The 12,587-nt window shown below is 67.8% G+C and carries 12 protein-coding genes and 1 rRNA gene; 7 read left to right on the top strand and 6 right to left on the bottom strand.

Annotation, left to right across the window (positions count from 1 at the left end):
• Positions 1–167: 167 nt before the first annotated feature.
• Positions 168–1,079, top strand: a complete 912-nt coding sequence (locus VD964_RS20255) for a formate/nitrite transporter family protein (RefSeq protein WP_324870313.1) — start codon at positions 168–170, stop codon at positions 1,077–1,079.
• A gap of 50 nt (positions 1,080–1,129) precedes the next feature.
• On the opposite strand, the gene fdhD is transcribed toward VD964_RS20255, so the two are convergent.
• Positions 1,130–1,996: a formate dehydrogenase accessory sulfurtransferase FdhD gene (fdhD, locus tag VD964_RS20250; RefSeq protein WP_324870312.1), complete on the bottom strand. Its 867-nt coding sequence runs from the start codon at positions 1,994–1,996 to the stop codon at positions 1,130–1,132.
• A gap of 347 nt (positions 1,997–2,343) precedes the next feature.
• Between fdhD and hypA the strand changes: the two genes are divergently transcribed.
• The 3 genes from hypA to VD964_RS20235 are packed head-to-tail and all read left to right on the top strand — an operon-like array spanning position 2,344 to position 3,597.
• Positions 2,344–2,685: a hydrogenase maturation nickel metallochaperone HypA gene (gene hypA / locus VD964_RS20245; protein WP_324870311.1), complete on the top strand. Its 342-nt coding sequence runs from the start codon at positions 2,344–2,346 to the stop codon at positions 2,683–2,685.
• 24 nt (positions 2,686–2,709) lie between these two features.
• A complete protein-coding gene (locus VD964_RS20240; protein WP_324870310.1) occupies positions 2,710–2,991 on the top strand; it encodes a HypC/HybG/HupF family hydrogenase formation chaperone in 282 nt (93 codons plus the stop codon).
• Between the two features lie 60 nt (positions 2,992–3,051).
• Positions 3,052–3,597, top strand: a complete 546-nt coding sequence (locus VD964_RS20235; protein ID WP_324870309.1) for a HupE/UreJ family protein — start codon at positions 3,052–3,054, stop codon at positions 3,595–3,597.
• Positions 3,598–3,638: 41 nt separating this feature from the next.
• On the opposite strand, the gene VD964_RS20230 is transcribed toward VD964_RS20235, so the two are convergent.
• Both VD964_RS20230 and rpoZ read right to left on the bottom strand, forming a co-directional pair.
• Complete coding sequence (locus VD964_RS20230; RefSeq protein ID WP_324870308.1) at positions 3,639–4,376, bottom strand: hypothetical protein; 738 nt, start codon at positions 4,374–4,376, stop codon at positions 3,639–3,641.
• 48 nt (positions 4,377–4,424) lie between these two features.
• On the bottom strand, positions 4,425–4,880 hold the full coding sequence (rpoZ, locus tag VD964_RS20225) for a DNA-directed RNA polymerase subunit omega (RefSeq protein ID WP_324870307.1): 456 nt from the start codon (positions 4,878–4,880) through the stop codon (positions 4,425–4,427).
• 284 nt (positions 4,881–5,164) lie between these two features.
• Between rpoZ and VD964_RS20220 the strand changes: the two genes are divergently transcribed.
• Genes VD964_RS20220 through VD964_RS20210 form a run of 3 tightly spaced genes read left to right on the top strand, consistent with a single transcriptional unit; the run spans position 5,165 to position 9,934 of the window.
• Positions 5,165–8,953 carry a PAS domain-containing protein gene (locus VD964_RS20220; RefSeq protein WP_324870306.1) on the top strand — a complete coding sequence of 1,263 codons (3,789 nt, stop codon included), beginning with the start codon at positions 5,165–5,167 and terminating at the stop codon, positions 8,951–8,953.
• Positions 8,946–9,338, top strand: coding sequence for a response regulator (locus VD964_RS20215; protein WP_324870305.1), 393 nt, complete (start codon positions 8,946–8,948; stop codon positions 9,336–9,338). Before VD964_RS20220 ends, VD964_RS20215 begins: the two co-directional genes overlap by 8 nt.
• Entirely contained in the window at positions 9,338–9,934 is a 597-nt protein-coding gene (locus VD964_RS20210; protein ID WP_324870304.1) for a DUF533 domain-containing protein, read from the top strand. Before VD964_RS20215 ends, VD964_RS20210 begins: the two co-directional genes overlap by 1 nt.
• A gap of 24 nt (positions 9,935–9,958) precedes the next feature.
• Here VD964_RS20210 and VD964_RS20205 read toward each other — a convergent pair whose 3' ends face one another.
• From VD964_RS20205 to rrf, 3 genes are all read right to left on the bottom strand, one after another.
• Entirely contained in the window at positions 9,959–10,405 is a 447-nt protein-coding gene (locus tag VD964_RS20205; RefSeq protein ID WP_324870303.1) for a CBS domain-containing protein, read from the bottom strand.
• Positions 10,406–10,489: 84 nt separating this feature from the next.
• Positions 10,490–12,256 (bottom strand): SLC13 family permease, encoded by a 1,767-nt coding sequence (locus VD964_RS20200; RefSeq protein ID WP_324870302.1) that lies wholly within the window; start codon positions 12,254–12,256, stop codon positions 10,490–10,492.
• Between the two features lie 216 nt (positions 12,257–12,472).
• Positions 12,473–12,587, bottom strand: a 5S ribosomal RNA gene (gene rrf / locus VD964_RS20195).

Below are 12,587 nucleotides of genomic sequence, written 5' to 3'. Positions count from 1 at the left end.
CCTTTTTCGCAGCGCTCCGGGCATCAACGAAGACGCCGACGGCGTCACCGATCGGCGCTGAATTGCCGGTCGCCCCTCCCCCTGGCCGACGAACCGTTGCACATCCGTCGGCGGGTGCCGGGACAGACCGTGTCCGGAACAACTCCACACAAGCGGAGGACCCCGTCATGGCAACGGATCCTGCATCTAAAGACTCGATGGTGCTCGGCATGGACGCCTATTCGCCTGCCGAGATTCAGGACAAGGTGGAAAAGCTCGGCGTGAAGAAGGCGACGATGCCCTTTCTGCCCAGCTTCATGCTGGCGGTGGTCGCCGGCGGCGGCATCGGGCTGGGCGGCATGTTCTTCGTCATCGTGCTGGCCGATCCCGCCCTCAGCTTCGCGATCCAGCGGCTGCTGGGCGGGCTGGTCTTCTCGCTCGGCCTGTCTCTCGTCATGGTGGGCGGGGCGGAGCTGTTCACCGGCAACTGCCTGATCGTGATGGCGCGGGCGAACGGCCAGATCAGCACGGCGCAGGTATTGCGCAATTGGGCGACGATCTGGATCGGCAACGCGGTCGGCGCGCTGGGCCTTGTCTTCCTAATCTTCATGTCGCACCACGCCGAGATGAACAACGGCGCGGTCGGCGGGGCCGTCCTGAAGCTCGCCATCGGCAAGATCGCGCCCGACGCGGTGACGATCTTCTTCAAGGGCATCATGTGCAACCTGCTGGTCTGTCTGGCGGTGTGGCTCGCCTATGCCGGCCGCACGGTGACCGACAAGATCGTGGCGCTGACGCTGCCCGTCGCCGCCTTCGTCGCCGCCGGGTTCGAGCACTGCATCGCCAACCTGTATTTCCTGCCGCTGGCCTATGTCCTGAAGATCACCGGCCATGTGCCGGCCGGAATGGACGTGTCGATGATCACGGCGGGCGGCATCCTGCACAACCTGCTGTTCGCCACGCTGGGCAACATCGTCGGCGGGTCGGTGTTCGTCGGCGGCGTGTATTGGCTGATCTACCGCAAGGGTCTGGGCGGCCTGACCCCGCTGCCGTCGCGCAAGGCGATGCCGGTGATGGGGCGGCCTGCCGCGACGCACTGAGCAATGGAATCCCGCGGGCCGGCGATGAACCGGCCCATGGGATTTTGCGCTCATGCGAGCATAGCGACGCGGGAGGGCACGGCGTAGACGGTGAATCGGCCGTCGCGCACATAGGCGACCACCCCCACTCCGACCGTCTCGGCAAAACCGACGCAGAGCGATGTCGGGGCGGAAATGGCCGCGATCAGCGGGATGCCGGCGGCGGCGGTCTTGTGGACCATCTCGAAGGAACAGCGGCTCGACACCACGACGAAACCGCCGGTCGGGTCGATGCCGGCGCGGGCCAGCGCGCCGATCAGCTTGTCGAGCGCATTGTGCCGGCCGACATCCTCGCGAACGGCGACCAGCTGCCCGTCGGGAAGGGCGAAGCCGGCGGCATGGACGGCCCCGGTCTGCCGGTTCAGGGTCTGCCCCGACGGCAGGGCCGCCACGGCACGGCGGATGGCGTCGGGCGCGATGCGAGCGGTGGAGCGGACGGGATCGAGAGGCCGCAGCGTCTCCGCAAAGCTGTCGGTGCCACAACGGCCGCAGCCGGACCCGCCCATCAGGTTGCGCTTGCGCCGCAGCAGTGCCGCAAGCCTTTCCACCGGCAGTTCCATGCGGAGGCGCACGCCGTCCGTCAGCTCGTCGATTGCGGTGATCGCCAGTTCGTCGGCACTGCCGACGATCCCCTCGCTGAGCGAGAAGCCGGTGGCGAAATCCTCCAGGTCGGTCGGGGTCGCCAGCATGACGGCGAAGAGGTCGCCGGCATAGACCAGGCCGACCGGCACCTCGTCGATGATCTTCTCTTCGCGGTCGTCGGTGTCCGATCCGGTGCAGACGGTCGCCGGCACCATCCGGATGCCATGACGCGACAGCGGCTGCGCCAGGGAAAGCGGCGCGGAGGTCGGGGCCGCGCAGGCGGTGGCGTGATCCATGATGTGGCAGAGCCCCTGGCTGCGATGAAAGGCGGGGTGAGGACGAGCGCCGGCCGAACGGTCCGCCACAGCGTACCGTTATAACGCCGAAGCTGGAGCATTGGTCCCGGCGCCATGATCAGACCGGCGCTCGCCCCACGATCTTGCACCGGCGCGCGGCGGAACGACATGCGGCATTACGGCTCACTGCCAATATTTACCGAACTATCTCAAAATAAAATCGGCTTATCGGGTGATCGAATATACTTATCATTCAGAAGTGATTACGGATTTTCCTGTATATCTTCTGTTTTACGATTTGCCACACTTCGCCTGTGGTGATATCTTCCACGAGGCGGAGACGGAAGATGCATGAGCTATCATTGTGCGAACGGCTGCTTGACTTGCTGCAGGAGGAATCCTGTCGGCACGCCTTCCGGCGCGTAACCCGCATCCGGCTGGCGGTCGGTCAATTCGCCTGCGTCGATCCGGAGGCTCTGCGCTTCGCCTTCGATGTAGTCCGTCGCGACACGCTGGCCGATGGGGCGGCGGTCGACATCGTCCAGCCGCCGGGTCTCGTCTGGTGCGACGACTGCGCTTGCGAGCGGGAGGTGCCGTCACGGCTCGCCCCCTGTCCGACCTGCGGCGGTCAGCGCCTCAGCCCGCGCGGCGGTGACGACCTGACCCTTGTCGAACTGGAAGTGGCCTGACCGCCGCGACGAAGGAGCCCCGCCATGTGCCTTGGTGTCCCGGCCCGCATCCTCGCCGTCGCCGATGCCGGACGAATGACCGTCCTGGCCGAGATGCTGGGCGAGGAGCGGGAGGTGAACCTCTCCTGCCTCGCCGGCCCGGATGAGCCGCCGGCCGCCTGGATCGGCGACTGGGTGCTCGTCCATCTCGGCTTCGCCCTGTCCCGGATCACGGAGGCCGACGCGCTGACAACCCTCGACATGCTTCGCCAGTTGGACGAGGCGGAGGACGGACGGGGCCATCTGAAGGCCTCCCTGATCGGCTGATCCCGGCAATGAGCACAGTCGGCAAAGAGCACAGCTGGCATTCACAGGAGATCGTTAGCAATGAACAGGTTGCTTTCCGCCGGCCTCGCCGGCCTTCTTGCGGTGGCGCTCGCCCTTCCGGCACTTGCCCACACCGGCCACGCCGGACACGCGATGTTCCAGGAAGGGCTGCTCCACCCGCTGAACGGCATCGACCATCTGCTGGCGATGGTCGCCGTCGGCATCTGGGCGGCGCAGAATGGCGGCCGGGCGATCTGGCTGCTGCCGGCGTCCTTCATCGCCATGCTGGCGGGGGGAGCCCTTCTCGGCATGTCCGGTATCGGATTGCCGGCGGTGGAGGCCGGGATCGCCGCCTCCGTCACGGTGTTGGGCCTGCTCGTGCTGCTGAACAAGCGGGTGCCGGTGGTGGCCGGAATGCTGCTGGTCGGTGCCTTCGCCGTCCTGCACGGCCATGCCCACGGCGCCGAGATGCCTCAGGCGGCCGATCCGGTCCTCTACAGCCTGGGCTTCCTGCTGTCGACGGCAATGCTCCACGGTGCCGGCATCGCCATCGGGCTCTCCCGCCACATTCCGCGCCTGCTGTCGGCGGTGCGTGCCAGCCGGTAAGACGGCCCGGATGAAACGGCATGGAAAGCCGGGGAGAGGGCTCACAAATCCTGAGCCGCAGCCACCCTGACCGGCTTCCCCCGCCGGTCCGGCACCAGCCGTCCGCCATTCTCCCGCAGCCCTTCGGCGAGTTCCACCGCATAGGCAGCGCCGTCCACCAGCATGGCGGCGGCGATGACGGCAAGATGGGCGGGAGGAATGTCGCGGCGGAAGCGGAGCGCCGGCTCCGGCTCCATCCCCTCGCGGCGTCGCGCGAGGTAGCTGGCGGCGGCCATGGCGAGCGGAACGGCGGGGACCATGTTCTGAATGCCGTGCATCTTCTGCTCGACCGGGGGGACCGGCCGGCGCGCGATGGCGTAGCGCAGATCCGCCATCATGGTCGCCTCGTGCGACAGCAGGCCGGCGGCCATCAGTGCCAGGCTGCGCGGGTTGGTCTCCAGCAGAAGCAGCGCCAGGCCGGGCATCGCCGCCTGTCCGGACATCACGATGTGCATCAGCGATTCCTTGGCCCCGGCCGTATGCTGGATGTCCATCCTGCGGTGGACCAGCCAGTCCGCGAGCCCGGCAAGCGCCCCCGCCGGCAGGAGACCATAAGCGACGACATCCCGCATCGCCCGGTCCAGCGACTCGGCGGGGGGAGCGGGCGATGCGGGATATGCCCGGCTCGCCGCCTGATGCCTTCTCCGCTTCCCCACGACTCCGGCGCCGACCGCCACAGCTGACAATGCGACGGCGGACAGGGCCATCGCGGACAGGCCGGTGGTGAAAATCCTCCTCATCCGGTCACCTCTCCCTGAATGGACACCGTCATGGCTCGCGCCCCGCGCTTATGGCCCGACATCGCCGTCGGCATCGTTGCCGACCGCGTCATCCTCGGTCATGTCGAAGGCGGCGCCCGGATTGCGGTCCATTTCGGAGGCGATGTCGTCGTCCTCGGTGATGTCCTCCTCCGCGTCGCTCATGGAATCCTCGTCGGCGAGCGAGTTGTCGGTGGTGTGCATCCAGTTGTTCTCATCCGCCATCAGTTCGGCGATCTCCTCTTCCGGTTCGTCGGCCTCGACCGACTTCTGGTGGCCGCGGATCAGGGTCTCGCGCAACTCGGGCAGCGACAGCCTCTCCTCCGCGATTTCGCGCAGGGCGACCACCGGGTTCTTGTCGTTGTCCCGGTCGATCGCCAGCGGCGCTCCGCTGGCGAGCTGACGGGCCCGCTGAGCCGCCACCATGACCAGATCGAAACGGTTGGGGACCAGAAGGACGCAATCCTCGACGGTGACACGGGCCATTCGATGAACACTCCGGAGCAGGTGACGGGCCAGAACAGGTGACGGGCTTGGAAGATCGGTGATGACGGGGCCAAGAGAGGCCGGCCCCATTCCTCAACAGTCTCTTTCGCCGATTGCGCATCCGTTCACTGGTCGTATCGCAAAGGGAGAGTACCGGTCCGTTCCATCGGGACATCGGCCGCCGTCCCCATCCCGGGGCGGGAGCGGTACCCATCACGCCGTTGCGAACGAATGGTGCCGAGCACTGTTCTTGTCTGCGTACCCTTCCCCGGCCGCCACGGTTCATGCCCTCCGCTCCGATCTCCCTCACCGACACCTCCCTGCACCACACATCCGATGCCGGCCGGCTCGCCGAAGATCTGACCCGCAGGGAAAGGCAGCACGATCTGCTGGCCCGCTTCGGCATGGCCGCCCTGAAGAGCACGGACATCGGCACGCTGCTGCAGGAGGCAACGCGCCTGTGTGCCGAAGGGCTGGGAACGGAGCTGTGCAAGGCCCTGGAATGGGTGCGGGACAGTGACGGCGACGGGACGGTCGAAGACCGCCTGCTCGTCCGCGCGGGCGTCGGCTGGAACCCCGGCGTCGTCGGAAGCCGGACGGTCGGTGCCGACCTTGCATCCCCCGCCGGATACGCCCTGAAGACCGGCGAGCCCGTCATATCCAACGATCTCGGCACCGAACCTCGCTTCCGACGCCCGGCTCTCCTGTCCGAGCATGGGGTGAAGAGCGCCATCAACGTGATCATCCGCGGCGAAGGCGAACCCTTCGGCGTGCTGGAGGTCGACAGCCGGCAGGTGGGGCGCTTCGACGCCGCCGACGCCGCCTTCCTCCAGGGCTTCGCCAACCTGCTCGGCGGAGCCATCGACCGCGCCCGCGACGCGGCGGAGCGCCACCGGACGGAAGCTCTGCTGCGCGAGAACGAGGAGCAGTTCCGCAGCCTCGCCGACCTGATCCCGCAGCTGACCTGGATGGCCGACGCCGGTGGCGCGATCTACTGGTACAACCGGCGCTGGTACGACTTCACCGGCACCAAGCCGGGGGAGACGGAGGGCTGGAACTGGCGCATCGTCCACCATCCCGACCATGTCGACCGCGCCTCCGACGGCTTCTTCCGTGCCATCCGGGCGGAGGAGCCGTGGGAAGACACCTTCCCCCTGCGCAGGCACGACGGCGAATACCGCTGGTTCCTGTCCCGTGCCGTGCCGGTCCGCGGTCCCGATGGGCGAATCCTTCGCTGGCTTGGCACCAACACCGACGTGACCGAGCAGCGCCGGGCCGAAGCCCGCGTGGTGGAGGCGGAGCGGCGGCTGCAACTGGCGCTCAACGCCGCACGGATCGGCGCATGGTCGTGGAACCTGGACGAGGACCGCATCGAGGCCGACGCCCGCCTGCGCGAGATCTTCGACTTCACGGCGGAGTTCCCGCCCGACCGCCCGCTCTGCGGATCGGACGTGACCGGACGCGTGCACCCCGACGACCAGCCCCACATCCGGCAGATCATCGAGACCGCCCGGCGGGAACGCGGCGAATATGACGCCGAGTTCCGCATCCTCCTGCCGTCGGGCGAGGTCCGCTGGGCGGTGGCGCGCGGCATCGTGACCGACAGCACACCCGAACGCAGCCTGAGCCTGATCGGCGTCACCTGGGACACCACCGACCGCAAGCGGGCTGAAGACCGGCTGCGCGTCAGCGAGGAGAGGTTCCGCTCGCTGGTGGAGGCGACCGCCGCCATCGTCTGGAGCACGTCGGAAACCGGGCGCTTCACCGCTCCGCAGCCGAGCTGGAGCGCCTTCACCGGCCAAAATTTCGAAGAGTTGAAGGGCACCGGCTGGACCGACGCCATCCACCCTGACGACCGCCCCCACACGGCGGAGGCCTGGCGCGCGGCGCGGACGGGACGGACGATCTACAAGGCCGAACACCGGCTGCGCCGTCACGACGGCGTCTACCGCGACATGCTGGTCCGCGCTGTCCCGCTTCTGGACGGCAACGGCGCCGTGCAGGAATGGGTCGGCGTCCACACCGACATCACCACCCGCCGCCGCGCCGAGGAGGCGTTGCGCGAGACGGAGGAGCGTTACCGGCTTGCGGCGCGGGCGACCAACGACGCCATCTGGGACTGGAACCTGTCATCGGACCGCATCCACTGGAACGAGGCGGTGCGCACCCTCTTCGGCTATGGCGAGGATGCCACGGAGACCGCCGCCGCCTGGTGGATGGACCACATCCACCCCGACGACCAGGACCATGTGGTGACCGGCATCCATGCTGTGATCGACGGCGGCGGCACCCGCTGGAACGACGAATACCGATTCCGCCGTGCCGACGGCAGCTATGCCAGCATCCTCGACCGCGGCTTCGTCCTGCGCAACGCCATCGGACAGCCGCTGCGCATGATCGGCGCGATGCAGGACATCAGCACCCGCAAGCGGGCGGAGGAGGAGCTGGAGGCCGCCCGCCTCGCCGCGGAGGAGGCCAACCGGGCCAAGAGCCTGTTCATCGCCAACATGAGCCACGAGCTGCGCACACCCTTGAGCGCCGTCATCGGCTACACCGAGATGCTGGAGGAGGAGTTGGCCGATCTCGGCGTCGACAGCATGCTGCCCGACCTGGAGAAGATCGAGGCCAACGCCCGTCACCTGCTGAACCTGATCAACGGCGTCCTCGACATCTCGAAGATCGAAGCCGGCAAGATGGAGGTGCATGGCGAGGACGCCGACATCGCCGAACTGACCCGCGAGGTCGCCGCAACGGTCGAGGCCCTGGTGTCGAAGAAGGGTAACCGTCTGGAGGTGCAGGTGACGGACGGGCTGGGCCGCATGCACACCGACGTGGTGAAGGTTCGGCAGTGCCTGTTCAACCTGCTGAGCAATGCCGCCAAATTCACCGAGAACGGCACCGTCACCCTGTCGGTCGAGCACACCGCGGCAGACGCCGGCGCGGCAGCGGGGGACATGGCAGCGGGAGACATGGTGGTCTTCCGCGTCACCGATACCGGCATCGGCATGTCGCCGGAGCAGGTCCGCCGGCTGTTCGAACGCTTCATGCAGGCCGACAGCTCCACCACGCGCCGCTTCGGCGGGACCGGGCTGGGGCTGGCGATCACCAAGGCCTTCGCGGAGATGCTGGGCGGAGAGATCGCGGTCGAAACCGCATCCGGCAAGGGCACCAGCTTCATCCTGCGGCTGCCCGCCGACCTGCGGCACGGCCAGGCACACCGCCATTCCGATCCTTCACCGGTAACGGTTGACCAGACCACACCCGCGCCTTCCGCCCGCGAGACGATCCTGATCATCGACGACGAACAGGCGATGCGCGAGCTGCTCGCCCGCTTCCTGCACCGCGAAGGCTTCGGCGTGGCGCTGGCGGCGGACGGCCAGACCGGCCTGTCGATCGCCCGGCAAATCCGGCCGCGTGCCATCCTGCTCGACGTGATGATGCCGCGGACCGACGGCTGGTCGGTGCTGTCGCTGCTGAAGGCGGAGCCCGATCTGGCCGACATCCCCGTCATCATCATCTCTTCCCGCCGGGAAAAGGGGCTGGCGCTGTCGTTGGGCGCCGCCGACTACTTCACCAAGCCGGTGGACTGGCAGCGCCTGCACCGCGTGCTGAGCGGCCTCTGCGGACAGGCTCCGGGCACCGCGCTTGTTCTGATGGAGGCGGACGAGACCCGCGCCCTTTTGGGGGCGGAGCTCGGCCGCGACGGCTGGGACGTCCGGGAAGCCGAGACGGAGGAGGAGGCGTTCCGCCAGCTTGCCGCCGTCCGGCCGACCGTGATCCTGCTGGACCCCTTCATGGACGGCATGGACGGGCTCGCCTTCCTCAAGGCGCTGAGCCGCGATCCGGATTGGAGCGGCATCCCCGTCATCGTCATGGCCGCCCCCCAGGCGATCGGCCGCGACGAGGCCGAGGAGTTGCGCGGCCGTGTCCGCGACATCATCCCGGTGACGGAGGACGGATCGGCGGAAATGATCGAAGAGCTGAAGGACGCGATCGCGCGCCTACGGCCGGCCTCCGGAAACGTGGAGGATGCCGCCGACGCGCCGGGAGGAATGGGAGGAACCGATGGCTAAGCTGTTGCTGGTCGAGGACCATGAGGAAATCTGGGATTTCCTGTCACGTCGCCTGAAACGGCGGGGGTTCGACGTGGTGCTCGCCTTCGACGGGCGCCAGGGGGTGGAGATGGCGCGCAGCGAGCGGCCGGACGTTATCCTGCTCGACATGAACCTGCCAGTCATCGACGGCTGGACCGCCGCCCGGGAACTGAAGGCGGGCGAAGAGACGGCCGCGATCCCGATCATCGCCCTGACCGCCCACGCGATGTCCGGCGACCGCGAAAAGACTCTGCAGGCGGGCTGCGACGATTACCATCCCAAGCCCGTCGACTTCTCCCGCCTGCTGACGCAGATCGACAGTGCGATGCAGCGGCCGGCCGGGGCCAACGGGGGAACCCCCTGATGACGGAACTTCAGAAACCCAGCCTGCTGAAGCGCCTGTTCGGCGGCTCGCCGGAGTCCCCACCTGCCCCCATTCCCACCGCCATTCCCACCGGCGAGCCGGAAGCGGACGCCAGCCCGCTGGGGTCGCGCCTGGGCCACCAACCGGTGCTGCACGAGATGCTGGCCCGGCAGATCTTGGACGCCCATCTGCGCAACCGCCACCAGCTGCACGACCGCGCGCCTGCGGATCTTGGATCCGCCAGTCCGGATGAGGCGCGCCTGCTGGTCCGCGCCATGGCCGCCGCGGCCCACGCGAATGGCAAGTTGGACGGCATGGAACTCGGTCGGATCAGGGGCAAGCTGCGCAGCAGTGCCCTCGACGAGGAGGACCAGCGCGCGCTTGAGAGTTCGTTGGAAGAACCGCAGTGCCTTGAAGAGCTGGTCCGGCAGGTCGACAGTCCGCGCCTGGCCGCCCGCTTCTACGCGGTCTCCCTGGCCGCGGTCGACAAGAACGCGCCGATCAACCGCTCCTACCTGCGCTACCTCGCCCAACGCCTCGGCCTTCCCGCCGATCTGGTGGTGCGGCTGAACCGGCAGATGGGGCTGCGGCTGTAGCCGCCCCCATCAGACGTCCTGCCATCAAACGTCCTGGCCGCTGGCGCTGAGTTCGCCCAGTGCGTTCCGGATCGTGTTGGTTTCCAGCAGCAGCCGGCGCGACACGTCGCTCAGCGTCAGCCAGCCGACGACCTGCTTCGCCTCGTCCAGCACCGGCAGGCGCCGCACATGGTAGGCGCCCATGATGTCCATCGCCGTCGCCAGCGTGTCGGTGTCGCGGCAGCTGAAGACGGAACTGGACATCACCTCGCGCACCCGCACCCGCGTGCTGTCGCCGCCCTCCGCCACCACCCGGAACAGGATGTCGCGATCGGTCAGGATGCCCAGCAGGTCTTCGGCCGACCCGACCGGCAGCGCGCCGACATCCAGCTCGCCCATCAGGGTCGCAGCCTCCTGTACGGTGGCGTCGGGGGCGATGAACTCCAGCGCTTTCGCCATGATCTCGGAAACCAGCACGGTCGTGTTCCTCATTGGTCGGGCCTGCCCCTTGGCGTCGGGGGCCGGCGATGGGAGGCGGCGATGGGCAACATCCGGCCGGGGACCGTTGTTCCTCCCTCATCCCCCAAGCGGCCAGACCATCACGATCAGCCAGGTGCCCAGCGTCAGGATGAGCAGTGACAGGGGCAACCCCAGCCGGGGATAGTCGCTGAACCGGTAACCGCCGGGGCCCATCACCAGCGTGTTGCACTGATGGCCGATGGGAGTCAGGAAATCGCTGCCGGCACCGACGGCAACCGCCATCAGGAACGGATCGGGGCTGAGGCCCAGCTGCTGAGCCACCCCGGCGCCGATCGGCGCCATGACCAGCACGGTCGCCGCATTGTTGAGGAAAGGCGTGACCGCCATCGCCGCCGCCATGACCAGCGTGACGCAGGCCACCGCCGGCAGGCCGCGCGCGGCATCGGCCAGCAGGGTGGAGATCACCTGGGTCGCCCCTGTGCTCTCCAGCGTGCCGCTGACCGGGATCAGCGCGGCCAGCAGGATGATAATGGGCCACTCCACCGCGTGATAGGCATCCTCGACGCTGAGCACCCCGGTGACGATCATCGCCGTTGCCGCCGCCAGGAAGGTGACCGCCAACGGGGCCAGATGGAAGCCGACGACCAGCATGGTGATGATGACGATCCCGACTGGCACCCACATCGGCCGGCGCCGACCCAACTGCAGGCGACGCTCGGCAAGCGGAATCAGGTTGGCGTCGGCAAGCGCATCGGGATAGCGCTCCGCCGGCACCTGGAGCAGCAGCAGGTCACCCTCCCGGAACACCACATGGTGCAGGCGCTGGGCAATCCGCTCGCCGGCGCGGCTCACCGCCAGCAGGCTGAGGCCGAAACGCCGCCGCAGGTCGAGACGGCGGTCGGAATGGCCGGCAAGCGGCGAGTCCGGCGTCACCACCGCCTCGACCGCCAGCAGTTCGCCATCCACTCCCTCCAGCACGCCCAGCGGTTCCAGCGAGGCGGCCTGGACCAGACGCTGCAGGGCCGGCGCGTCGCCCTCCAGCACCAGGATGTCGTCGGCCAGCAGGACCCAGTGCTTGTCCGGCACGTAACGGCGAAAGCGTTCGCGGATCAGGCCGATCACCTGCGCCTCACCCTCCGCCAGGGCCTCGATGTCGCGGACGGTGCGGCCGACGAAGGCCGACGCCGCCGGCAGCCTCATCTCGCTGGCGTAATTCTCGATGGCGAAGGTTTCTTCGGCGGAGCGCGCACCGCTACGGTCCTGAGGCAGCAAGCGCCAGCCGAACATCAGGAAGGCCAGACCGGCCAACGTGATCCCAAGCCCGACCGGCAGGTAATCGAACATGGCGAAGGGCTTGCCGAGGATTTCCTCGCGCACGCGGGACACGATGATGTTGGGCGAGGTGCCGACCAGCGTCATCAGCCCACCCATCAGAGAGGCGAACGCCATCGGCATCAGCACGCGATGCGCCCCGGTGCGGTGCCGCCGCGCCAACTGCATGGTGATCGGCAGGAAAATGGCAAGCGCGCCGATGTTCTTCATCAGGGCCGACATGAAGGCCACCGATCCGGACAGGAAGGCGATCTGGCGCGTCGGTGTGTTCAGCTTTGCTGCCACCGGGCGGACCAGCGCGTCGATCACGCCCGACCGGGCGATCCCGGCGCTGACGATGAGGGCGGAGGCGATGATGATGACGATGTCGTCGGCAAAGCCGGAAAAGGCGTCCTTCGCCGGGATCAGTCCCAGGAATACGCCGGCCAGCAGGGCCAGCACCGCCACCACGTCGAAGCGCAGCTTGTTCCAGACCAGCATCGCCACCACGATGCCCACCAACGCAAAGGCCATGAACTGCTGCAGGGTCATCGAAGGTCCGTCTGTTGGTGTCGCCACGAGGTAACCCAGCGACACCCGGCAGCGTTCCCGAAGCGCTGGCGGTACGGCAGTTGCGCCAACGCCGGTAAGCCAACAGCAAAAAGCGCCAACAGCAAAACGCCCCGGCTGATGTGAGCCGGGGCGTTTCCGATGTGTGCGAAGATGCCAGCGTTTATGCTTCGGTTTGACGTCTCTTGAGCCTGAGTGACCTGGCGGCGACCTACTCTCCCACGTCTTAAGACGCAGTACCATTGGCGCGGAGGCTTTTCACGGCCGAGTTCGGGATGGGATCGGGTGTTTGACACCTCGCCATGACCACCAG

The organism is Azospirillum sp. (assembly GCF_035628975.1).
Taxonomy (GTDB): Bacteria; Pseudomonadota; Alphaproteobacteria; order Azospirillales; family Azospirillaceae; genus Azospirillum.
This window is presented reverse-complemented; position numbering and strand designations above follow the sequence as displayed.